The sequence below is a fragment of the Desulfoscipio geothermicus DSM 3669 genome, from assembly GCF_900115975.1.
GTDB classification, from domain to species: domain Bacteria; phylum Bacillota; class Desulfotomaculia; order Desulfotomaculales; family Desulfallaceae; genus Desulfoscipio; species Desulfoscipio geothermicus.
Map to the genome: position 1 here is coordinate 39641 of NZ_FOYM01000021.1, position 23713 is coordinate 63353.

The window sequence follows — 23713 nt, forward strand, 5'->3', positions numbered from 1 at the left end:
TTTAGCCAATCTCCTTTAACATGGCATCAATCATGGATTCCATCTGCGCATCGGTATAGCCCTTGAGGTCGATGGCATTATCGGGACATAGCGGGGCGCAGCCACCGCAACCCTTGCAAACCGCCTCGTTAACCCGGGCCACTGTTTTACCCTGATAATGCTCCTGTTCAATGGCCGAATAAGGACAAGACTTGCTGCACACGTCGCAAAGCTTGCATTTTTTCGGGTCTATGACCGCTATCAGGGGTTCCAGTTCAACGAACCCTTTTTTGAGAATGGAAGCGCTCTGGGTCACCGCCGCCAGTGCGGAGGCCACGCTCTCGGCCGAGTTTTTGGGCCCCTGGCAGGCGCCGCAGATAAACACCCCGTCCACCACCGTTTCCACCGGGCGCAACTTGGGGTGAATTTCATTGAAAAACCCGTCCCGGCCCACCGGTAACTTGAGTATATCCACCAGAGCACTGTTTTCCCTGGGCATCATGCCGGTTACCAGTACCACTACATCCGCCGGTATTTCCACCTGTTCCCCGTAAGTCAGCAGGTCCTTGACCGTCACTTTCAACCTGCCGTCCGGACCCTTTTCCACCACCGGCGGCTCGTTGTCGTCAAACTTGAGAAATACGGAGCCCTTTTCCCTGGCCCGGCCGTACAGCAGCTCGAACTTGCCGTAGGTGCGCATATCCCGGAAAAGGTGATACTGGTTAACTTGAGGATCTTTTTCCGCGGATTCAACAGCCGCGTGCACCCCGGCGTTGCAGCAGTAACGGGAGCAGTAGCGGTGTGGATTTTCCCCGGTTTGCTGCCTGCTGCCGACGCAGTAGATGTAAACCACGTTCTTTATCTCTTTACCATTAAACAACATTTTGTCGCCCGCGTTATCCAATATTTCCTTGTACTCCGGCAGGGTCACCACCCCGTCTATACCGTAGCCGTATTCTCCATCCCGGGGATGGTAACCGTCAAAGCCCGTGGCCACAATTATCGAACCCACATTGGTCGAGATTTCTTCAGTTTTTTGGCCGTTAACCCTGATTTTAACCTGGAAATTGCCAATGCTGCCGGATTTGGCCACCAGTTCGGCGTCGGTGAACAGGGTGATGTTTTCCCGGCGCTTAACTTTGTCAACCAGTTGTTTGATTAAAAGCCGGCCGGTTCTGTCGTGGGGATACATTTTGTTAAATCCCGCCACCCAGCCGCCGGGCGCAGCGGATTTTTCGGCCAGCAGCACGGATATGCCCAGGTCCGCAAGGCCGATGGCAGCCCGCAGGCCCGCAATACCCGCACCCACCACCAATACTTTGGGCACGGTATCAATTACGATCGGTTCCAGCGGCTCGGTCAGGGCGGTCCGGGCAACGCCGGCCCGGACCAAACGCACGGCCTTTTCCGTCGCCCCGGCCCGGTCATCGGTATGGGTCCAGGAACACTGTTCCCGCACATTCACCTGGGTGTACCGGTAAGGGTTCAACCCCGCCCGTTTGGCTACTTCCCGAAAGGTAAACAGGTGCAGTTTGGGCGAACAGGAGGCCACCACCAGGCCGTCCAGGTTTTGCTCCCGGATATCCTCGATCATCTCCTGCTGCGTGGCGTCCGAGCAGGTAAACATGGCCGTTTTGGCCACCACCACGCCCGGCTCGACCTCCACGGCTTGCCGGACAGCTTCCACGTCCACGTAGTCGGAGATGTTCCCGCCGCAGTGACAAATGTATACGCCAATTCTCCGGTCACTCATTTGCTCATCCTTATCCTTTCCACGTAAGCTGCCGCCTGGGCCGCCGCTGAACCGGCGTGTAATATGGAGTCGGGTATATCCTTGGCGCCGGAGGCGGTCCCGGCCACAAAGACCCCGTCAATGCTGGTTTGCCCCGGGTTAATATCTTCGTCAACCTCTTTGACGTATGAGAAATCATCCGCGGCCAACTTTTCGCCGCTGAACAGCTTGAAAACTTCCGTATTGGGCAACAGCCCCGTCGCCAATACCACCAAATCGTGTTCGGCTTTTTGCAACTGACCGCCGTTGTCGATGTCTTCGTAATGGAGGATCAGGTTGCCGTCCGCCTTTTCATCTATTTTGGCCACCCGGCCCTTGACAAAGTTGGCCCCCATGGCGCCGGCCTGCCGGTAAAATTCTTCATAGCCCTTGCTGAAAGCTCTGATGTCGATATAATAAACCGTAACGTCCGCCAACGGCAGCGCCCCCATGATAAGCTGGTTGTGCTTCACCGAGTACATGCAGCACACCCGGGAACACAGCGGGTTATCCACCGTACAATCCCTGGAGCCCGTACACAGCACAAAGGCAATGTTATCGGGGACCTTGCCGTCATAGGGTCGCAGCACCGTATTGTACGGCCTGGTGGGTGCCAGCAGTCTATCCATCTCCATGCCGGTGATCACGTTTTTAAACTTGCCGTAGCCGTAACGGGGCTTCAGATGGGCGTCAAACAGTTTAAAGCCCGTGGAAACAATTACGGAACTCACTTCCACTTCCCGGGTTTCTTCCCGCATACTCATGTCGATGGCATCGGCCGGACAGGCGGCGATGCACTGGTGACATTCCGAGCACACCCCGCAGTCCAGACACCGGCCGGCGCTGTACCGCGCTTCTTCTTCCGTGAGGGGCGGTTCAACTTCCGTAAAGTCGCTGACCCCCGGTTTTAAAATCTCCCGGCCTGGCACCGGTGCCAGGTTGCGGTAACTTTGCTGCCTGTTGATAACCGTTTGCTTATCCACCACCGGCAATTTTTCCTCAAAGGCGACACCGGCCAGGTCCTCTCCATTCAAGTAACGGTCAATGAAGAATGCGGCTCTTTTGCCCTGCCCCACAGCGTTGACGATCATCGAAGGGCCGCTAACCACATCCCCGCCGGCAAAAATATACGGCACCGAGGTTTGCATAGTTTCGGGGTTGGCGGCAATTGTACCGTTTTGGTTCAGCTCCAGCGTACCGGCCAGGCAGCCGGTGTCCGGGGTCAACCCCACGGCGGTGATTACCACATCCGCGGGCATTCTGTAGGCCGATCCCTTGACCGGCACGGGTTTCCTGCGACCGCTGGAATCGGGCTTACCAAGCTCCATTTTCACACATTCGATTTCTGTCAACTTACCATTCTTACCGATAAACTTTTGGGGGGCACTGAGGTACCGGAACTCTACCCCTTCTTGCTCCGCCCCGGCTATTTCCCAGTCGTGAGCCGGCATTTCATCACGGCTTCTCCGGTACTGGACGATTACTTTTTGGGCGCCCAGCCTTACGGCCACCCTGGCCGAGTCTATGGCCACGTTGCCCCCGCCGATTACCACCACTGTTTTATCCTTAAAGGAAATTTCTTTGTCCAGGTTGACGTCCCGCAGGAAATCAAGCGCACTGACCACGCCGGCCAGGTCTTCGCCCGCCACCCGCAGCCGGCGCGTTCCGGCGGTGCCGGTGGCCAGAAATACAGCGTCGAATCCCTTGTCCTTCAAAGCCGCCGGGTTTTCCACCCGAACACCGGTCTGGATTTCTACTCCCAGGTCCGTAACATTTCGGATGTCCCGGTCCACCACATCTTTGGGCAGCCGGTAGGACGGGATGGCCAACCGCAGCATGCCGCCGGGCCGGGCAGCGGCCTCGAAAATTTTCACCCGGTGACCTTTCCTGGCCAAATGCATGGCCGCGGTCAATCCCGCCGGACCCGAGCCCACAACGGCCACCTTTTTGCCGCTTGGCGCCGCAACGGGTTTACCGTCCGGTCCGGCATTTTCCCTGTAGCGGGTATCGGCCACAAAACGCTTCAGTTTTCTGATAGGCAGCGAGCCCTCAAGGTCGCCCCTGGTGCATTCCCCTTCACAGGGCGCGTAGCAAGCCCGGCCCAGGCTGCCGATTACCGGTGTGGTTTCCAGAATCAGATCAAAGGCTTCTTTATATTTCCCGCTCCGCACCAGGGCCACGTAACCGTGGGCCTTGATGCCCGCCGGGCAGGTGAATGAACAGGGCGAAGTGCCTGCCCGTTCAATAACCGCCTTTTTGGGCACGGCCTGGGGAAAGGCAATGAAAGCCGCCCGCCGGGCCACCATATCGGAATTGTACTGGTCGGGGACCGCCACGTTGCAGGTCATTTCACACTGCCGGCAGCCCGTGCAAAGGGTCTGATTTATAAAAGTAGGCTTTTTACGCACCTTGACGATAAATTGGCCGTCCTGGCCCCGCTTAATCTGCTCCACTTCTGAATATACCAATACATCGATATTAGGATGATGCGTAGTGGCGGCCATTTTGGGCGTGGAAATACAGCTGGCGCAATCCAGGGTGGGAAACACCTTGCTCAGCAGGATCATTTTGCCGCCCACGCTCGGTTCTTTCTCCACCACCAGCACCTTATAACCCATATCACCGAGTTTCAGGGCGGATTCCATACCGCCGATACCACTACCGACAACCAGAACATCATAGTTCATAACATTATCCCTTCCTGGCAGGTCCTAATTTTTTCAATGTTTCATAGTAATCTTTTATTTGACTGGTGAAAGGCCCGGCACATACCGAACAAATGGCGGACATCTTCAGTCTTTCGGGCTCGTAGCCCTTTTGCTTTAGCAAATCCTGGGCTTCCTTCACAATCCGGGAAGCCCTTTCGGAACAGTCCGGCAGATAGGCGCACTCTTCACCGTCAGCGGCGATAAACACTCCGTCGAACCCCTTTTCCACCGCGTGTAAAATCCACCCGGGCTTGATACCGCTAGTGCAGGGCATGCTGATCACCATTACACTGGGGGGGTAGTGCATGTGCGAGCTGCCCGCCAGGTCAATACCCGGGTCGGAAATGTTATTTGTGGAAAAGGCAAGGATTTTCGGGACAAAATCCTTGCCTTCTTTGGTTGTGCCGCCCATATTTACTTCATCCTCTTGATGTATAGTTTAATGTCACCCGCGTCTTCCAGCATGCCCATGAACTCATGCCCGGTTTTTTTGCACCAGGCGGGCAGGTCTTTTTTGGTGCCGGCATCGGAGGCCAGCACTTCCATGACCTGTCCGGGCTCAATTTCCGCGATGGATTTCTTGGCCGCCAAAATCGGTCCAGGGCAGGACGTGCCCCTTGCGTCAACCACCTTGTCGGCTTTAATGTTTTGCAATTCTGACATGAGACGTACCTCCTTTAATTAATGAAAAATTTTATACCTCACCAGGGTACTTGCGCATAACACATAAAAAATATTCCATATCCTTAGCAAACCCAAATTTTAGACATATACCCATACCCCTATGGGTATATGATTGTTAATAACAAATTACTATACTCGCACTGCTTTGTCAATCCCTAATTTTAAAAGTTTAAGTTGAACTTTATTAATGGATCAGCTATAATTCAAATATACCCTACGGGGTATAGGATAAAACAGCTACTCCTAAAAGAGAGGTTTTTTAAATGGCAACTTTATCTAATGACGGATCTGATCGACACGGCGCAATCAACGAAGACAACCGTGAGGCGAGGCAACATATACCCCTGGAAAGGGACCCGGCCACCATGAAGGAAATGATGAGCAGGTTGAAAAAAATTGAGGGGCAGGTGCGCGGGGTGCAGAAAATGGTCCAGGACTGCCGCGATTGCGGGGACATCGTCATCCAGTTGGCCGCCATCAAGGCGGCGGTCAACCGGGTAGGCATTACCATGCTGGCCTGCCACCTGGCCGACCAAATTAAAAACGACCAGCGTGAGGGCCGGAATATTAAAGAATCACTGCAAGAGTTTATCGCCATATTTAAGAAATTTTCCTAATTTAATGGGTTTTAAATATTTTGCCAATAGTTGTTTCAACCTATCTTATATTCTAGGACCGCCGAATAACAAGCCAGCAATCGAATTGCTGGCCCCTTTAATCTTTAAATCTTCAGTGCTTCGGCTTTGGTCAACTTACCGGAAGCTGTAGCAATAATTTCACTGATTATCAGCAGGCGATACTCTTTGGTATCATATCGTTTATAATCCAAGTTGCTTAAATTCAATTCGATACTGTCTTCCATTAATTCGTAATAGTTTTTATCGGCAGTGATATTAACTACGGGAACAAGGGCATTGTTGGCGGAATATGAACTGCCTGTCGCAACTAAAACCACCTGTACGCCCTTTAAAATCATGCTTTTCATTATTTCATTGGGTTCCGGCGAAAATTCCAGCTCATATAAACCACGGTCTCTTCCTACCGGATCGTCAATACCCAGTTTTTTAACTGCGTGAAGGTTATTCACTTTGTCTTTTTTGTTCAATACTTCCCTGGCTATAACAATGCGCCCGTTGCTATTTTCAATAATATCCTGTATACAAGGCAATAGTAAATCAGCTGTTTTAGAATCTTCCTTATATATAATACCCAAAGTCAGCCTGGAAAAAAGCGATAACTGGCGCCTGTATGTGCTGATCTCCCTGGCTATGGCCATGGCGGCCCGGGTAGACCTGGCAACGGCTTGAACCGGCCCACCGGCGGCGCTTATGTCCACCACTTCCACGGGCTTGCCAATTAACGACATTTCTCCGGCAACTTTTTCACCTACGCCCTGTGGTTTGGGCTCCAGCAGTACCGCTCCCGCAGCATTTGGATTATTTATCATAGCAGAAAGATAATCGCCAAACAATTGATGCTTTGCTGGCCCGCAGACAACCGGAACGGCGTTATAAACGGCACCGGCAACCTTTAAACAGAGCCTATCCGTTGTTGGATCGGTGGATATCACCAGCAAATGACTACGGCATCCGACACTTCCATCCGGTCTAATGAACCCTAAAAACTCCATAAGTATCACGCCTTAAACTAATTTTGCTCACGCCTTAGTTGGCATTTAGTTTGCCTTATATTATTTTTCTATAGTTTTTTCTACGCTTTCAATATGTTCATACATAGCCTGCATGGCTTTTGGGGCATCGCGTTCTGCTATGGCCTTGGCAATGGCTTCATGGTCATTGATGGATTGGGCCGCACGTCCCGGCACAATTGCTGTCTTAGTACGGACCTTGTCCAGCACATCAAATAAACCCGACATTATTTTTACCAAAACTACGTTGTGTGATGCCTTGATTATCGCCCCGTGGAATCTTTCGTCGTATTCCCTTGCCAATGCAAGGTCAAGTTTTCTTTTTTTGGAAGACTTGACTTCGGATATAATTGTTTCCAATTCCTCTATTTCATCTTCACTGGCCCTCAGAGCTGCCCAGGCCGCAGCCTGGGTTTCAAGAACTTTTCTTATTTCAAATAGTTGTTTCATCTCTTCCTTGCTTAAAATTAGTGCATCTGCTACATTACTGATAACTGAATCAAGATTGGCTTCCTTCATAAACACACCATAACCTTTTTTTATCTCAACCAAGCCCATGGCGGACAGCGTCCTAATCGCTTCGCGCACTGACGTGCGGCTTACATTGAACATATTTGCCAGTTCACGCTCTGGAGGTAGTTTATCTCCTGCTTTTAATTTACCGTCAGCTAAAAGCTCTCGGATTTGCAATACAATCCTTTGGGACCTGCTAGTTTTTTCAGTCACAACTGGTTGGAAATGATTCTGCATTTGCCCACCTGCAATCTTTGAAATATAGATATTCAAATTAATTTATAAATGCGACGTACTTCCATGGAAACAGGAAGCACGCCACATATTTAAATTCAATATTTTATATTGGCCTTTCTTATTTCTTCGGCGGAAAATCTTGAAGCGACTATGGGTTTGGTAAAACTCTCTATCTCTAAATTTCCCTTGTTTTTCAGGAAAATGTTGACCAGCCAGTTTTGGTTATCTGTGTCCACATAGTCAGTCCTATAATGGGATCCACGGCTTTCTGTTCTAAGCAAAGCTCCATTGGCCACAAGCCGTCCAACTGTTATCCAGTTGGTAACGTTGATAATATCGTTCCATTCCATATTATACCTGCTTAAAGTTCTATTTGCAACATATGCTTGCCCCGCCATTTCCAGCAGCTCATCCAACCTGGCCACCGCTTCCTGCAGCTTTTTGCCGTCACGCACCACGCCGACTTTTTCCCACATCAAAAGCTTGATTTCATCCCTGATGGGATAAATATCGACCCCGTCGGTGCGTTTATAGAACTTAAGCCAGCGCCTCTTAATTTCCTCAACCTGTTCCTGCCTGTACGGCCTTAAAACCTCCTGTTCGGCAAGGGCCGCCGCGGTGTCGCCGGCCCTGCGGCCAAACACGGTAGACTCGCAAATGCCGTTGCCGCCAAGACGGTTTGCGCCGTGTACCCCGCCCGAATCTTCACCTGCAACTAGTAATCCCTTTAAACTTGATTGACAATGAATATCTATTTTTACCCCGCCCATTTGGAAGTGCGCGGTTGGGCTGACCTCCACGGGCTCCCGGGCAAGGTCTTTACCAATATCTTTCACGCGTTCACACATGCCGGGGAACTTTTTCTCCACAAATTCGGCGCCCAGGTGGGTCATGTCAATCATTACACCCTCGTTCTCAGTGCCCCTGCCGGCCATGATTTCCATGTAACCAGCCCTGGCAACGCGGTCACGGGTTGAGCGTTCCATCCGCTCCGGGTCATAGCGTTCCATGTACCTCTCACCCAGGCCGTTTATCATATAACCGCCCGCGCCCCGCAATCCTTCTTCCAGCACGCTTCCGCTCAGCCTTGACTGCCCGGCTAGCAACCCGGTCGGGTGGAACTGCAACATTTCCATATCCACAAATTCTGCCCCGGCCCGAAAGCACATGGCCATACCGTCCCCGGTCTTGTCAAAGGAGGGGGCAGATATCTTATACATGGAGGCTGCCCCGCCCGTAGCCACAACTACAACCTTGGCATTGACGACAAATATTTCACCTGTCCGAATATTGGCCATTACAGCGCCAACCACGCGGTCGCCCTCTTCAGTGGTAAGCAGATCCAGAGCCCGGGTTTCTTCAAGAACTTTGATCTTTTCTTCCCTGCGGAAAATCTGGTCGGTCAGTCGGGCTATAATTTGAATGCCACTGAGGTCAGCGACGTGTACGGTCCTGTCAAAGGATTGTCCCGCAAAAGCCTTCTGGTGGATTTTGCCGTCTTCCGCCCGGTCAAAAAAGCAACCCACCTTAACTTCCAGCTCATGCACCGTTTTAGGGGCGTCGTTTACCAGCGTCCAAGCCAGGTCCTGGTTATTTACAAAACCGCCGCCCTTGATAGTATCCATAAAGTGTTTGTCAACAGAGTCCGCCGGGTTAAGAACCACGTTCAACCCGCCCTGCACCATGCGGCTGCAGCCACATTTGCCGATCAATCCCTTTGTCGCCAGTACTACATTTAAGCTAGGGTTATTATCATAAACGTGCAACGCTGCAAATAAGCCTGCTCCACCACTACCCAGGATTAACACGTCAGTTTTAATCTCATTCACAAAAAGCCACACTCCTTAAGCGTCTTATTTCAAGACGTCTTTTGTGATCATTTGAATATGCCGAACTTTTGCAGAACACAACGTTTCTTCAACTGCTGAATTGATTTGGTGGGAACCAGCTTTTTGGGACATACTTCCGCACAGTTGAATTGGTCGTGGCATCTCCACACCCCGTAAGAACGCCCGACGACATTGATCCTTTCAATCCTGATGGCGTCACGCTTATCCGCAATTAGTGTATAAGCACGATTCAAAGCCGCCGGTCCGATATAATCTTCATTTGTGGCGACCATGGAACAGGCGCCATAGCAGCACCCACAGGTTATACAATCCAGCATTTGATCAATGAATTCCCTCTCGCCTGAATCCGGCCTGATTACCGCCGGCTCGGTCAACTCGCTTTTGCCTACATAATAAGGTTTAATCTTTTTCCATTTCTCAAAAAACGGCTCCATATCCGTCGCCAGGTCCCTAATGATTGGTAAATTGGGGAGCGGCATGATAGTAATGTTGTTGGTTCCGAGGCTCTTAACCTGGGTGCGGCATGCCAGTCTCGGTTTGCCGTTGATGTACATGGCACATGAACCGCACATCCCGATGCGGCAGGAACAACGAAATGCCAAGGTTTTGTCGATATAGTTTTGTACGTGCATTACAACGTCCAGAACCGCCATATTATCAATCAAAGGCACTTTAAATTCATCAAACCTGGGCTCAGCATCAACCTCTGGATCATAGCGGAATATCTTAGCATTAATTTCTCGCGAGGACAATGTATCCGCCTCCTAAATCACATAATGAATTGCACAACTGAATATAAACCAACGCCGAAAAGAGTTACTCCCAAGATAACCAGGATACTTATCGTAACAAGTCTCGCCCTCAGCCCCGTGTCAACCATAACCGTATACAATCCGTTTAGAGCATGAAACAAGCCGAACAATAATAACAATACATAAATAGTCACGTACGAACCGGTGACCAGCCTGGCCTTGGCCTCGGAAAATTGTATGATTTCAGCCGGGTTTGCAACATATAGAAGCCATAAATGCAGGCCGAGAACAACCAGCAACAAAGCGGCGCTAATTCTTTGCAATAACCACGTTATAGCGTTCACGAGCACACCTTCCCCCGTCGGTATTGTTTAGGAGAGTTTGATCATTATGACATATATCCACATTGCGGCGCCAACAGCCATGGCCGACCAAAAAATCTCCTTTTGCCTGGAAAAACCTATTCCAATATCAAACAGCAACAGTCGGATTCCGTTTAAACCATGATAGATTACCGCTCCCACCAGAAGCAGTTCCATATAGTGCAGCACCGGATTGGTCATCAGTATAGTCAGCATGGCGTTAAAGGCTTCACTGCCTCTGATCAACGATGAAGCCATGAGCGTGGTGTGAAGTAATATATATAACACAAGACCGATACCGGTTATGCGGTGTAGGATCCAAGCCCACATACCCACCGCACCCCAAACCTGGCTGTGTGTCGCATATCTCTGCGATGCTGCCATCTCCCGGTTGGGCATAAGTATTTCCTCCTTAATAGTATTATATTTATACAAGTCCGTGGACGCTTTAAATCCACGGACTTGCTGTTATTTATTCAGCTCCAATTTTTTTATAGATGTCGTCCAACTTGGCAGCTGCCTTGGCTTTAACGTCAAAGTATAAATTGTTGCCGTAGGAATCCATAGCCACGATCAGGGGACCGAAATTCTTGGTCCGGAATTTCCAAATGGCCTCGGGCATTAAGTCTTCCCACCAAACATCTTCAATCTCCAGAATTCTTTCCGTTTCCCACGCCGCGGCTCCGCCCACGATGGCGAGGTAACAACCGCCGTGCTTCTTCATGGCTTCCATGCTAGCTTCCATCATACCCGCCTTGCCGATGATGGCGCGCACTCCGTATTGTTCCATTAAGCCCGGCGTGAACCTGTCCATACGGCTGCTGGTGGTTGTCCCGATACACACGGGCTCATATTTACCTTCCCCAACTTTACGCACGTTCGGTGCGGTATGTATACAGGCCGCACCGGTTAGGTCGGTGGGGGCCGGTACTTTACCGTCAAACATGCGAATTAAATTGGCATCCCTGATACCAAAAATAATGCCCTCCAGGGTAACTTTATCACCGACTTTAAGTTTTCTAACGTCTTCTTCAGATAATGGAGTTTTTAAAGTATACTCAGCCATTATTATACCCCCTTTCTAATAACCTACTTCGTACTTGCCGTCGGCGCTGAGGATAGCCCTTGCACGACGTGCCGGCCAACACTGTATATTGATTGCCACGGGGTTTTGGGTAATGTGAGTGTATGCATGCTCAACATTAACAGCAATCGCAGTGTTCAAACCACCCAAACCCATGGGGCCAATGCCCAGTTCATTGATCGCTTCAAACATTTCCTTTTCAAACGCCGCCATTTCCGGATCCGGATTGTGCGAGCCGATGGGACGGGTTACCGCGGCCATTTTGGCCAGTTTCACGCACATATCCGCGGTTCCCCCGATGCCGATGCCGACAACATAAGGAGGACACGGGTTCGCGCCAACGTTTTTGGCAATTGTTTCAAGGATGAATCTTTTTACGCCGCGCACCCCTTCAGCCGGAATTAACATTTTCAGGAAACTCATGTTTTCAGAACCGGATCCCTTGGGAACCATCAATATTTCCACTTTATCGTTGTCCTGCACCACATCGTAGTGTATCGATGGTATGCGGTATCCTGAGCTGTTTTGGTTGTTTTGACGTTTAAACGGCGAAACAACGCTGGAGCGCAGCGGGTGTTCCACGGTGGCCCTTTGGCAGCCCTTGATTATGGCTTCCTCAAGCTGTACGAAATCAACGCTGAGCTTGTTTCCCACCTTAACAAAATAAATGGGAATGCCTGTGTCCTGGCAGATCAAGCGATTGTTTTCATCGGCAATTTTTATGTTCTCCAGCATGGTAGCCAGAACTTGTTTGCCGGTTTCAGTCTCTTCCTTTTCATAAGCTGCTTGCAGTGTCGTCCTGACATCGGGCGGCAAATCCTTCAATGCTTTAATGTAGAGCTCCTTGCACAGCTCTTCAACAGTTTTGTAAAATGAATCAGCAACAGATTGTTTTGACACTTTTTTCCCTCCTTATATATATGTTGCTAGACTAAAGTTTTTTAATAAAAACCGATTCCCCCCTTATTCTTTAATTATTTACCTATAAAATTTGTTCGTTATTTAGTTGAAGAGAACGTTTTCCGGTGAACTTAAAGATCGTATCTTATAGATGTTCTGGTATAACCTCTTGCCTCTGACATCATACTCATTATAGCACCAATTTTTTTATTGATGCAATAGCGATTTTACAACTATTGTTTAATAACTACATGTGCCTATTACTACCGAATACATATCGATATCAATTAACTAATCAAAAATTACGTTGGGTTTACAATTGGTTATTGACATTTTTATAATGCTATTGCATTAATCGTCACACCTCTGATATTTCTCCTTCCTTTACCCAAAAACCTCAAGGGATTCCGGCTCCAATGGATGCTTAGTCCAAATCATAAATGGAGGGAATCCCTGTTCAAGGTATAGCATTTAATCCGCGCGGTTAATTATTGATAACCGACGGTATCAAAGATACTGTTCACTTTTTTTATGATCTCAAGGTTTTTGACTTTCGCCAAAAGGGGTTCGGAAATCCACAGGTATTCAAGGTGCTTGGTATCCTTAATCCGAACCACCCGGCAGTCTTCACCGCGATGTAAATTACATGCCGTTTCAATGGCCTCGCGCTCCGTAGGCAGAGTGCACGGGATTTTTACCGAACTCAAATATCCTGTGGTCAGGGAGTTCTTGTAAGTGTTTTGGAAATCAATCTTATCCACCAAACTCTGGATGGTTATATCGGCATACCCTATACCCAGGGCATTTCCTTTGGATTCAGGTGTCAAATCCAGTACCACAAGGGTTTCATAATTCTGCACCGGTTTACCACCCAACCGCCGGTGCATGCCGATTACGTTAACATCCATCCCCGACCCGCTGATGTTTTTACCCATTTCGTCCACTATCAGTACATGGAGATGATCAAAGGGAATTTTGGGCAATTGCTGCCATGCCAGTTTCAACAATTCTTGTTCGGCGTTTTCGCGGTCTTCCGGCTTGACTCCTTTTAAAACCAAAGCATCACCCTGGAAGTTATCCACAGAGGCAATTCCACCCAGCAAATTTATTTTTTGGTCAATCACGCGGGCCATTTCCACCAGGACGTGCCCCAGCCCGGCACGGTGCGCCGCCTCGGCTCCCTTAACTTTACCGAGCCCCACGGACATCATCTTGGTTAAGCCGCTTTCGATCGGGGCGCGAAAACCGGTATGCGGCTTAACGCGGTTAAACAAAAATACTCCGTCGGCCTCCAGCGCGTATTTATCGCAATACACCGGCACCCCGCCAGGAGTATCACCGAGATAGACCGAATCTACACAGGATTTAACGGGCACACCCAGACTCTCTTCGGTTATGCCCATTTTTTGCAGTACCTGAACCTGGCCTTCATCGGTCCCGCCGCCGTGACTTCCCATGGCGGGAACGATAAAAGGATCGGCTCCCCAGGCTTTAAAAACATCCACCAGGGTACGGATTACGCGCAAGCCATAAGGGAACCCCCTTGAGCCATAAGTCAGGCATATTTTCATTCCGGGAGTGACGCGATCCCGCAAGCCCATGCCGTTTAACTCGGAACGAACATGCGCTTCCACATCGATAATGGAACTGCAATCGAGGTTTTGCTTTACCAAATACATGGGAAACATATTAATTAGCTCCTTCGATTGATCTCCTGCGGCTTTTTAACACAATTACTTATTCAGTTCTTCCATGCATTTCTTGATCTTTTCCCACATAGCATCATCCACCGGTATGCCCTCGGCTTTGCGAAGAGTCTCTTTTTGGAATTCCAGTTCCCCGGGATACAATACCTCCTGGACACCGGGCACAGGCTTGACGCCCTTTATGGTTCCAATGAATTGATCCATCATATCATAATATTGATCCATCGGGAGGAAGGATTCAATGGATATGGCCCCGAGGAAATGGCCAACGTTTTGGGAGCGGGAGAAGTCATCCACCAGTCCCCCAACCCGGGTTGTAAATGCGGCGCCTGTAAGAACAGCAGAAAGCACTTCCGCGATAATGGCCAATCCATAGCCTTTGACCCCGGCAGCGGGAAGCAGCACGCCTTCATAACCTTCATCCGCCGTTTTCGCCATATACCCTTCCTTGCTCAAGGCCCAACCTTCGGGTATTTCCTGTTTCTCGGCGGCCATGTTCCGCAACTTAGTCCGAGCTATGGCGCTGGTGGCAAAGTCGATGACAATGTCTGGCCTGTCCTTGACCGGAAAAGCAAAGGATATGGGGTTTGTCCCAAACAGGGGTTCCATGCCGCCAAACGGGGCAACGCTTGACGGAGCGTTGGTCATGGCCAGGCCGATGCAGTTGTTCTTGGCTGCCTGCATGGTATAATAAGATACCATCCCGAAATGTCCCGAATTGCGTAAGCCCACAAATCCAGTATTGGATGCAAGGGCTTTTTTCACCGCCAGATTCATGGCAAAGACACCGCCAACCTGTCCCAGCCCGTTTTTGCAGTCTACCACGGCAGTGTTAGCCGTTTCCGTGACTATTTCAGGTTGAGCCTTGGGATCCACGACTCCCCGCTTGATTCTTTCCACATATACCGGCAGGTATGCGATACCATGCGAATCAATTCCACGCAGGCTTGCGGAAATCATCACTGATGCCGTAATATCCGCATTTTCTTCCGGTACACCATAACCCTTTAATACATCAACACATATTTTTTTCAAATCTGCAGCCGGGTAATGTTTCATTTTACAGATACTCCTTTGTAAAAACTGTGAATTTAAACACTCTGGCTTAGAGATTTTTGGCCCGTCATTCTCCTGCTCTGCAGCAGATAGATAAGAACCGCGGCCGCCAAACCGGTCAGGTCGGTGGCCAATTCAGGAATGATCAGTGCAAACGCGCCAATAAACAGCACAACCCGTTCAAAAGCGGTACAGTTGACACGGAAATAACCTATGACCGCACAGCCAAGCAAGATTACACCCAGTACTGCCGGCACCACTGCCAGCAACGTCTCTACCGCCGATCCCCTGACAATCAAGAGCGCCGGTTCAAGCACAAACATATACGGGATGATGAACCCACCCAAAGCAAGCCTCAACGCCGCCCAACCGGTGCTGAACACAGGTGAACCGGCTAATCCCGCGGCTGCATACGCTGCTATGGCCACCGGCGGTGTCAGGGTCGAAAGAATGGCGTAGTAAAACACGAACAGGTTGGCCGCCAGGTCGTCCACGCCCAGGGCGATAAGCGCCGGAACTGCTATTGTGGCTGCCATAATATACGCCGGAGTGGTCGGCAGGCCCATGCCCAGGATGATACATGCCACCATGGTCAGAAATAGGGTGGGAATGAGCATCCCGTCGGTAAAGCCGATAATGCTATCAGTAAATACTACACCTACGCTTGTAAGTGACACAACACCGATAACAAAACCCACCACGGCGCAGGCGACTGCCACGGCCAACGCCGTCCTGCCCCCGTCTATCATTGCCTTGACGATTTGAGGCAGGCTCATCCGTGTCTCCTTGCGCAGGGAAGCCACCAGCAGCGTGGAAAGAATGCCGTAAAAGGCAGCGTACATGGGTGAAAAACCTTTTATCAAAATGGCAACAATTACCACCAGGGGAACCAGCATGTGCCCCCTGACCTTAAGAACATCCTTCAATCTGGGAATGTCCGATACGTCCATGCCTTGAAGTTCAAGTCTTCTGGCTTCGCGGTCAACCATTGTCCAAACAGCTAGATAATAAAGCAAGGCCGGAACAATTGCCGCGATCATCACTGTTCCATAAGGAATTCCCGTCAGTTCTGCCAACACAAAGGCTGCAGCTCCCATGACGGGAGGCATGATCTGCCCGCCGCAGGATGAGGTTGCTTCCACCGCGCCGGCAAATCTGGGTCTGTAACCAACCTTTTTCATCAGGGGTATCGTAAATGCTCCCGTGGTCACCACGTTAGCCACCGCGGCGCCGTTGATGGTGGCCATAATGCTGCTGCCCAGGATCGCAACCTTGGCCGGACCTCCTGGCGATTTGCCGGCCATAGCCAGGGAACCGTCATTTATCAGCCTGCCCATGCCCGACGCAGACATAAATGAGCCGAATAGGACAAACAGAAAAATGTACTGTGCGGAAACCCCCAGAGCGATGCTGAATATACCTTCAGTGCTAATGTACATTTGTTCTATGATTCTGGGGTAAGTAAAGTTCATATGACCGAATACGCCGGGAATCCATTCGCCGTACATGGCATAAAGCACGGATAGAATGGCCAGGCCTGGGAGAATCATGCCCATGGTCCGCCTGCCCGCCTCCAGCACCAGCAACATTAAAATGGTGCCCAGGATAATGTCGGTGTAATTAGCCATTCCGGCCCGCATGGCGATATCCTCAAAGAAAAACACAAGGTAGCCGCATGTGACAACGCCCAGCAGCGCTAACACAACATCGATAACACTGGGTTTCCCCATGGGCGAACGTTTTTTACTCGCTGGGTATAACAGGAACACCATGAACAGAACCGCTCCAAGGTGGATGGAACGCTGCTTGATGGCCAGCAGCAGACCAAACCCGGACGTATACAGGTGAAATAGAGATAAGCCTATCGCGGCAACGGCAACTACATAAAACCAGAATTTTGAGTCAAATTCCCGGTAGTTGCTTTCGCTGGAATACTTCTTCAATATCTCCTGCTGCTTCTCTTTACTGATAACTATTTCCTGTTCATTCAAGATGCAGGTCACCTCTTTCTGATGGCCCTATTGATGGAATCTAAGGGCTATGAAGCCCTTAGATTCCCATTTCTATTAAGTTGTTCATTTGATCTATCTACTTCAACTTTAAATTGTCGGGAACTGTTACTCCATTATCTTCAAAGAACTTGACCGCTCCCGGGTGCAGAGGCAAGGTCATACCGTTCAGCCCGTTTTCAATTTTGAAATTGGCTGCCCCTTTATAAGAGTTGGCGAGGGTGTCCTTATTGGCATAGATGCTTTCCAGCATTTTATACACCAGGTCTTCATCGACATCTTTCCGGACGACCAGGATATTACCAACGGCTACCGTTTCCACAGGTTCAGTCTGTCCCTTGTAGGAGTTGGCTGGCACTTCAATCGGGAAATAAGCGGGAAATTGCTTAATCAGCTTGTCCCTTACATCACCTTTGACTTCCAATATTTTTGCGTCCACACGGGTCATCATTTCCGTTACAGCAGCGTGGGGAATACCGCCGGCAATAAAGGCCATATCAGTCTGCCTGTCCGTAAATTTTTGAGCGGCTTCCGCATTTGAAACATAGTTGGCAGTAGCATCTTTATTGTTTTGATAATCAATGCCGACTACGGATAGAATCTGGCGGGCGTTCAGTTCAGTGCCGCTTCCTACGGGACCGGGTATAATGTTTTTGCCTTTCAGGTCCGCCAGTTCGTTAATGCCTGAATTGGCAGGCACAACGAAGTAGCAAAGGTTGGGATAGAGGTAAGTCATGCCGACAAAATCTTTTTTGGGTTTCCCTTCAAAAACGTTTTCGCCGTTCCAGGCATCCCCGGCCACTCCGTTTTGCATAAAAGCAACCTGGGCTTCGTTCCTGGTAAGCAGTTCAACATTTTGTGCAGAACCCGCGGTGGATTGAACGGACGCCTGGATCCCGTCCACTTTTTCGTTCCACATGTTGGTAATGGCGTTACCCAGCGCATAATAAATCCCTGCTGTTGTGGCAGTGGCCATATTAATATAAGTTTTTTTACCGGATGAACTGGACTGGCCGCCTTCGGAACCATCACCGGAAGACTTGTTACTGCTACAACCCATCACTCCAAAGAGCACCAGGCTCAAACTTAAAACAATGGCAAGCAGTTTTTTGTTCATTTGCTTCCTCCTTTTACTTTTAGGGTCAATAAGGGTTGGCCGCTAAAAAGTAGTCACTCACAATCTGCAAAAACGCCGGGGTTATTTCCACCCCCCCTCTCACAGCCTACTTGAAACACCTATTACAGGCCAAACTTTACTGAACCGCCTGCAGCAGTTCGTCCAGCGTTCTGACCACGGTAATGCCGGCTTCGCCCAAACTCTTGATTTTGGACTCCGCGGTACCGAATCCTTCCGATACAATGGCCCCTGCGTGCCCCATCTTTTTGCCGGCGGGCGCCGTCTGGCCAGCGATAAAGGCTACGATTTTTTTGGGGTACCCGTTTTCGATTACGTATTTTGCAGCTAGTTCCTCACCGGCGCCGCCAATCTCGCCGATCATAACGACGGTTTCGGTCTGGTCGTCATCCCGGAACAGGTGCAGGGCGTCGACAAAATCGGTTCCTTTGACGGGATCCCCGCCAATGCACACGCAGGTGGACTGGCCGATCCCTTTATAGGTCAAGTTTGAGGAAACTTCGTGGGTCAAAGTGCCGCTGCGGGATATGATGCCTACGCTGCCCTCGCTGTAAATGTAACCGGGCATGATACCTACTTTGCCCTTACCGGGGCTGATAACGCCGATGGTATTGGGGCCGATTACGCGCACGCCCGCTTTACGAGCCATGTTTCTTATCACCAGGCTGTCGTGAACGGGCACGAATTCGGTGATGATAACAATCAGCGGTATTTTATTGTCAATGGCTTCGATGGCCGCGCTCAACACACCGGCGGGCGGTACCATAATCATAGAGGCGTCAACCTGGTGTTCTTTTTTAGCCGCCGCCACGGTATCGTACACGGTGACGCCGTGCACTTTTTGGCCACCCTTGCCGGGCGTTACTCCACCGACGACGTGAACGTTGTATTCCAGCATCTTCAGCGCGTGGTAGGTGCCCTGCTTGCCGGTTATTCCCTGGATGATGACGCGGGTATCCGGATTAACTAAAATGGCCATGGTCAGTCACCCTCTTTTTGTTCATTTGTTCCAGCAGCAGGATAACTGCTTCCTCGGTTGTACCGAATTTGATAATGGGTATGTTTTTGCTTTCTAAAATGGCCCAGCCTTCATCCTGGGAGTGGCCTCTCATTTTGACCACAATGGCCTGGGTGGGCTGGAGTTCGTCAATGACCTGAGCGATCCCCTTGGCCATTTGTTCGCAGTTATTGATTCCGCCAAACAGGTTGATGAAAACTCCCTCGACACCGGGGGTTTTGAGCACTACCCGCAGCGCGTCAGCCGTCTTTTCCATGGTGGCATCTCCACCAAGGTCCAAAAAGTTGGCCGGCACGCCGCCATGTGCCGAGATCATATCCATGGAAGCCATGCCCAGACCGGCGCCGCCGGCGATAAGACCAATGTTGCCTTTACCCATACCCACATAGGATATGCCCAGGGACTTGGCTTCCGCTTCCAGCGGGTCGGAAATCTCGGTCTTCCGTTCAAAGCCCTGCACAGCCTTGATCCTGAATAGAGCCGAGTCGTCGATCTCCACCTTGGAATCGGCAGCCAACACATTACCGGACGCATCAATGACCAGCGGGTTGATTTCCGCAGTTATCGCGTTATATGCAAAATAACTGCGCACCAGGTTATGCAATATTTTGGCCGCTTGTACCAGTTGCTTGCCCTGCAGGCCTGTTTTTAGCAACAGGTCGAGCATCTGGTTCATCCGGGGCTGCGCCAGCGGGTCAAGGTGCATTTTAAACAGTTGATGGGGGTAGTCCCGAGCCACTTGCTCGATATCCATGCCGCCCTGGGCGGAGACCATCAATAGCGGCAGTGATTCCCGGGGGTCCAGGGTTATCCCCATGTAGAACTCCCGTGCTATGTCCAGCTTTTCTTCGATAAGAATTATTTCCACACGCTCGCCGGACAGCTCCATGGATTGCAGGTCCGCAACAGCTTGCACCAGTTCCTGTTCATCCGCGGCGAATTTGATGCCGCCCGCCTTACCGCGTCCACCGCGCAGCACCTGGCTTTTAACCACTACGGAATAGCCTATTTCCCGGGCCGCTTCAATGGCCGCCTGCGCAGTGCGCACGGCTGTACCTCGAGGGGTGGGAATACCAGCTTGGCTAAAGATTTGTTTTCCTTCGAATTCATATAATTTCATTGTTTACCACCTTGCTGCTCACAGTATTCCAGCGCCACATCGACGGCCTTCATGTTCACCGCCTGGATCTTGGCCGGCAAGTTCCCGGCAATGGTGTTTTTCAGCGCTTCCAGAGATACCATTTTGGTGGCATTAACCAGCGCGGTGAGCATAATTGTGTTAGCGACCATTTTGTTGCCCACTTTTTCTTCGGCCAGCTTGGTAGCGGACACCCGGTGCAATTTCTTAATTCCTTCCGGTATTTCTGTTACCAGGGTATCGTCAATGAATATATCCGCAGTTTCAATGTTTATATCTTTAATGTATTTATCAAAGGCAGGCTGGGACATGGCGACGAAAATATCTGGGTTCAATGTCTTGGTATAGTCGATTGGCTCATCGGAAATAACTACCTCGGCCCGGCAAGCGCCGCCCCGGGCTTCGGGACCGTAACTCTGGGTCTGGGCAACTTCTTTGTTTTCATGGTAGCCTGCAGCCTGGGCCAGCAGCACTCCCATCAGAATCACACCCTGACCGCCAAAACCCGCCAGTTTTATCTCGGTTCTCAATTCGCTCCCTCCTCGACCGTCAAGGCTAATTCCGGACAAATAAGTTCACAGGTCTTGCATTTGGTGCATTCTTCAGGTTCGGCTATACAGGGAATAATATAGCCTTTACCGTTCCTTTTCCCGGATGGCTTGATGATTTTCTTCGGACAGTAATGGGAGCAAAGATAACAGCCTTTACAATATAGCTCGTCTATAATTACCATTTTTTTCACCGTCCTTGTTTAATTGGCGGCTGCCGCTTTGTGGATTTTTTCGTAATAGTAGCCGGCAAATTCCGGACGCTGCGTGTCGTGATGCAAAGTACCGATCAGGAATTTTCCCGCAAGCTCCTCTGCGCTCTTGTCCTTGGCCGCGTTTGCGCTGATGGTGTTAGCCTTGATCATATCCAGCAGCTTGGCGGGATCTGCCGTGCCGTGGATTACTCGCCCGGCCTGGGTGGGACACTGGGTCAGCACTTCCACAAAGGAGAAACCCTGGTGGTCTATAGCTTCGGCTATGGCTTTGCTGAGCTGCCGCGGGTGTGCCGTTGTCCAGCGGGCGACGTAGGTGGCACCGGAGGCCCGGGCCAGTTCGCAGCCATTAAAAGGCATTTCCGGGTTACCGTACGGCGATGTTTTGGTCTTGCTGGCCGTGGGCGTGGTGGGCGCCACCTGGCCGCCGGTCATGCCGTAGATTTGGTTATGAACCATGATTACGGTTATGTCAATGTTGCGCCTGGCCCCGTGGATAAAATGGTTGCCGCCGATGCCCAGGCAGTCGCCGTCACCGCTGAATACGATGACTTTACGGTTGGGGTCGCTCATCTTCAGGCCAGTGGCAAATGGGATGGCGCGACCGTGCAGCACGTGCAGTGTGTCCGCATCAATGTAAACCGGTATCCAGCCCGAGCAGCCGATGCCGCCCACCAGTGCCAGCCGGTCGCGGATGCCCAAGTTTTCGATGGCTCTGACTGTAGCGTTTAAGATGGTGCCGTTGCCGCAGCCGGGGCACCACAAAAGAGGCAGCGCGTTTTTCCTGAGGTATTTTTCTCCTAACGGGTGCATGCTTGGGCCCTCCTTTCGATTTCAGCCTGAATCTCGCCGGGAGTGTGCAGCAGTCCACCCAGCTTGGACAAGCCGACCACTTCCTTCTGGCCGCCAACTGCTCGCTTGACTTCGTTTACTACGCGACCAATGTTTAGTTCGGGTACGATGAGGGTGCGCGCGCCAGCGGTCAGTTCAACCAGTTTTGTTTCCGGAAACGGCCAGATAATGCGCAGTTTCAGGTAGCCCGCTTTGATACCTTTGGCGCGAGCATCCTTAACCGCCCGCAGCGAGGGCCTAGATGGGCTCCCAAAGCTGACTACGATTATTTCTGCGTCTTCGAGATAGCTTGATTCTATGTCAACGAGCTGGTCGGCGTGGTCGGATATTTTCCGGCACAGCCGTTCAGTAAGCCGCGCGCATACATCAGGCAGGTGGGCCGCACGGTTACCTTGCTCGTCGTGCAGTTGGCCGTCAATCAGCAGTCTATAGCCTTCGTTGAACCCGGGCATACCGTCCAGCAGCCCGTTTGCTTGGGCTTTGTAGGGTTGGAAGTTTTCTTTGGCCGGCTTTTTCCGCTCCACCGGGGACAGGTTTGCCGGTATCCGCACTTTCTCGCGGGTGTGGCCCACGATTTCGTCGGATAATACATAAACCGGCACCCGGTAATGTTCGGACAGTTCAAACGCCTTATATGTCAAATCAAAGGCCTCCTGGCACGAGGATGGCATTAGGGCGATAATTTCATAATCACCGTGCGAACCGTATTTGGCCTGCATAATATCCTGTTGGCCCACCGCGGTTGGCATCCCGGTAGCGGGTCCGCCACGCATGACGTTGATTACCACTATCGGCGCTTCCACCGCTGATGCGTAGCCCACGCCTTCCTGTTTCAAGCTGATGCCGGGACCGGAAGATGCCGTGCATGCTTTCAGGCCGCCGAAAGAGGCGCCGATGGTCGCACAAATGCTGGCGATCTCATCTTCCATTTGCATAAACACACCGCCTACCTGGGGCAGGCGCTGGGCCATCGTTTCAGCCACTTCCGAGGCTGGAGTTATCGGGTAACCCGCAAAAAACCTGCAGCCAGCAGCTACGGCAGCCTCAACGATGGCTTCATTTCCTTGCAAAATCTTAACTTTTTCGTTGTTGACTTCTTGTCCCATACTTAACCTCCTTGTTGTCATTTATCACTATCATTGTGTAAACGGTCATATACTGTCTATTTCATCACCTCTTTGTCTTGTTTTTTTCTATGTGGTTGATTAGAAAACTAATTCGGTTTAAGATTCCTCGAAACTGACGCGACCCCCAATGTTCCTGGTTAAAGCTATGGCCGCTTTTTTTTACATTTTTTATCTTGACAGGCATTTCATCCGGAGAAAAGCGGTTTTCCGGACCCATGATCCCGATTGACGCCGTAACTCTTCCTTTGTAGTCGAATACCGGAGAACCGATGGCCACGGTTCCCGGATTTACTTCACCAAAGCTTAGCGCGTAACCGTTTTTCCGAATCTGGCTCAATTCAGCCATAATACTTTCTTTATTAACCCTTTTTCCCCTGGCCCCTAAAATTTGTTCAATTTGGTCAAGTACGCGGCTTATTTCATC

At 50.7% G+C, this 23713-nt stretch carries 24 protein-coding genes; 1 reads left to right on the top strand and 23 read right to left on the bottom strand.

The annotated features are described in order from the left end of the window. Position 1: 1 nt before the first annotated feature. From BM299_RS12740 to BM299_RS12755, 4 genes are read right to left on the bottom strand one after another with little or no spacing between them, the layout of a single operon-like run. On the bottom strand, positions 2 to 1732 hold the full coding sequence (locus BM299_RS12740; protein ID WP_092484884.1) for a CoB--CoM heterodisulfide reductase iron-sulfur subunit A family protein: 1731 nt from the start codon (positions 1730 to 1732) through the stop codon (positions 2 to 4). Further along, positions 1729 to 4437 carry an FAD-dependent oxidoreductase gene (locus tag BM299_RS12745; protein WP_092484887.1) on the bottom strand — a complete coding sequence of 903 codons (2709 nt, stop codon included), beginning with the start codon at positions 4435 to 4437 and terminating at the stop codon, positions 1729 to 1731. Before BM299_RS12745 ends, BM299_RS12740 begins: the two co-directional genes overlap by 4 nt. A gap of 4 nt (positions 4438 to 4441) precedes the next feature. Beyond that, complete coding sequence (locus tag BM299_RS12750; RefSeq protein WP_092484890.1) at positions 4442 to 4870, bottom strand: hydrogenase iron-sulfur subunit; 429 nt, start codon at positions 4868 to 4870, stop codon at positions 4442 to 4444. A gap of 2 nt (positions 4871 to 4872) precedes the next feature. Further along, entirely contained in the window at positions 4873 to 5121 is a 249-nt protein-coding gene (locus BM299_RS12755) for a sulfurtransferase TusA family protein (RefSeq protein WP_092484893.1), read from the bottom strand. A gap of 284 nt (positions 5122 to 5405) precedes the next feature. Between BM299_RS12755 and BM299_RS12760 the strand changes: the two genes are divergently transcribed. After that, positions 5406 to 5759 carry a metal-sensitive transcriptional regulator gene (locus tag BM299_RS12760; protein WP_245779769.1) on the top strand — a complete coding sequence of 118 codons (354 nt, stop codon included), beginning with the start codon at positions 5406 to 5408 and terminating at the stop codon, positions 5757 to 5759. Positions 5760 to 5863: 104 nt separating this feature from the next. Here the strand turns inward: BM299_RS12760 and BM299_RS12765 are convergent, their stop codons facing one another. The 19 genes from BM299_RS12765 to BM299_RS12855 form a co-directional block, all read right to left on the bottom strand. Beyond that, positions 5864 to 6772, bottom strand: a complete 909-nt coding sequence (locus tag BM299_RS12765) for a UxaA family hydrolase (protein ID WP_092484896.1) — start codon at positions 6770 to 6772, stop codon at positions 5864 to 5866. A 60-nt stretch (positions 6773 to 6832) separates the two neighbouring features. After that, on the bottom strand, positions 6833 to 7540 hold the full coding sequence (locus BM299_RS12770) for a FadR/GntR family transcriptional regulator (protein WP_092484899.1): 708 nt from the start codon (positions 7538 to 7540) through the stop codon (positions 6833 to 6835). A gap of 95 nt (positions 7541 to 7635) precedes the next feature. Next, a complete protein-coding gene (locus BM299_RS12775) occupies positions 7636 to 9369 on the bottom strand; it encodes an FAD-binding protein (protein ID WP_092484902.1) in 1734 nt (577 codons plus the stop codon). Positions 9370 to 9416: 47 nt separating this feature from the next. Further along, a complete protein-coding gene (locus BM299_RS12780; protein WP_092484905.1) occupies positions 9417 to 10142 on the bottom strand; it encodes a succinate dehydrogenase/fumarate reductase iron-sulfur subunit in 726 nt (241 codons plus the stop codon). Between the two features lie 17 nt (positions 10143 to 10159). After that, positions 10160 to 10486, bottom strand: coding sequence for a succinate dehydrogenase/fumarate reductase transmembrane subunit (locus tag BM299_RS12785; RefSeq protein ID WP_165608313.1), 327 nt, complete (start codon positions 10484 to 10486; stop codon positions 10160 to 10162). A gap of 27 nt (positions 10487 to 10513) precedes the next feature. Beyond that, a complete protein-coding gene (gene sdhC / locus BM299_RS12790) occupies positions 10514 to 10903 on the bottom strand; it encodes a succinate dehydrogenase, cytochrome b556 subunit (protein WP_092484911.1) in 390 nt (129 codons plus the stop codon). 73 nt (positions 10904 to 10976) lie between these two features. Continuing rightward, positions 10977 to 11570 (bottom strand): FumA C-terminus/TtdB family hydratase beta subunit, encoded by a 594-nt coding sequence (locus BM299_RS12795; protein ID WP_092484914.1) that lies wholly within the window; start codon positions 11568 to 11570, stop codon positions 10977 to 10979. A gap of 15 nt (positions 11571 to 11585) precedes the next feature. Then, on the bottom strand, positions 11586 to 12488 hold the full coding sequence (locus tag BM299_RS12800; protein WP_092484917.1) for a fumarate hydratase: 903 nt from the start codon (positions 12486 to 12488) through the stop codon (positions 11586 to 11588). Positions 12489 to 12976: 488 nt separating this feature from the next. Further along, on the bottom strand, positions 12977 to 14176 hold the full coding sequence (locus BM299_RS12805) for a nickel pincer cofactor-dependent isomerase, group 22 (RefSeq protein ID WP_092484920.1): 1200 nt from the start codon (positions 14174 to 14176) through the stop codon (positions 12977 to 12979). Between the two features lie 45 nt (positions 14177 to 14221). Then, the gene (locus tag BM299_RS12810) at positions 14222 to 15253 is read right to left on the bottom strand and encodes an Ldh family oxidoreductase (RefSeq protein ID WP_092484923.1); all 1032 of its coding nucleotides are present in this window, start codon (positions 15251 to 15253) and stop codon (positions 14222 to 14224) included. A 32-nt stretch (positions 15254 to 15285) separates the two neighbouring features. After that, positions 15286 to 17241, bottom strand: a complete 1956-nt coding sequence (locus BM299_RS12815; protein WP_245779770.1) for a TRAP transporter permease — start codon at positions 17239 to 17241, stop codon at positions 15286 to 15288. A gap of 97 nt (positions 17242 to 17338) precedes the next feature. Next, positions 17339 to 18376 (bottom strand): TAXI family TRAP transporter solute-binding subunit, encoded by a 1038-nt coding sequence (locus tag BM299_RS12820; protein ID WP_092484929.1) that lies wholly within the window; start codon positions 18374 to 18376, stop codon positions 17339 to 17341. Positions 18377 to 18512: 136 nt separating this feature from the next. Then, entirely contained in the window at positions 18513 to 19373 is an 861-nt protein-coding gene (gene sucD / locus BM299_RS12825) for a succinate--CoA ligase subunit alpha (RefSeq protein ID WP_092484932.1), read from the bottom strand. Then, complete coding sequence (gene sucC, locus BM299_RS12830; RefSeq protein WP_092484935.1) at positions 19357 to 20532, bottom strand: ADP-forming succinate--CoA ligase subunit beta; 1176 nt, start codon at positions 20530 to 20532, stop codon at positions 19357 to 19359. The genes sucD and sucC overlap by 17 nt, the downstream gene beginning before the upstream one ends. Then, complete coding sequence (locus BM299_RS12835) at positions 20529 to 21080, bottom strand: 2-oxoacid:acceptor oxidoreductase family protein (protein WP_092484938.1); 552 nt, start codon at positions 21078 to 21080, stop codon at positions 20529 to 20531. The genes sucC and BM299_RS12835 overlap by 4 nt, the downstream gene beginning before the upstream one ends. Next, positions 21077 to 21283 (bottom strand): 4Fe-4S dicluster domain-containing protein, encoded by a 207-nt coding sequence (locus BM299_RS12840; protein WP_092484941.1) that lies wholly within the window; start codon positions 21281 to 21283, stop codon positions 21077 to 21079. The genes BM299_RS12835 and BM299_RS12840 overlap by 4 nt, the downstream gene beginning before the upstream one ends. Positions 21284 to 21301: 18 nt before the next feature. Then, positions 21302 to 22123: a thiamine pyrophosphate-dependent enzyme gene (locus tag BM299_RS12845; RefSeq protein ID WP_092484944.1), complete on the bottom strand. Its 822-nt coding sequence runs from the start codon at positions 22121 to 22123 to the stop codon at positions 21302 to 21304. Next, positions 22111 to 23268: a 2-oxoacid:acceptor oxidoreductase subunit alpha gene (locus BM299_RS12850; RefSeq protein ID WP_092484947.1), complete on the bottom strand. Its 1158-nt coding sequence runs from the start codon at positions 23266 to 23268 to the stop codon at positions 22111 to 22113. Before BM299_RS12850 ends, BM299_RS12845 begins: the two co-directional genes overlap by 13 nt. A gap of 64 nt (positions 23269 to 23332) precedes the next feature. Next, a partial coding sequence (locus tag BM299_RS12855; protein WP_207545181.1) for an IclR family transcriptional regulator domain-containing protein occupies positions 23333 to 23713 on the bottom strand: 381 nt, incomplete at its 5' end.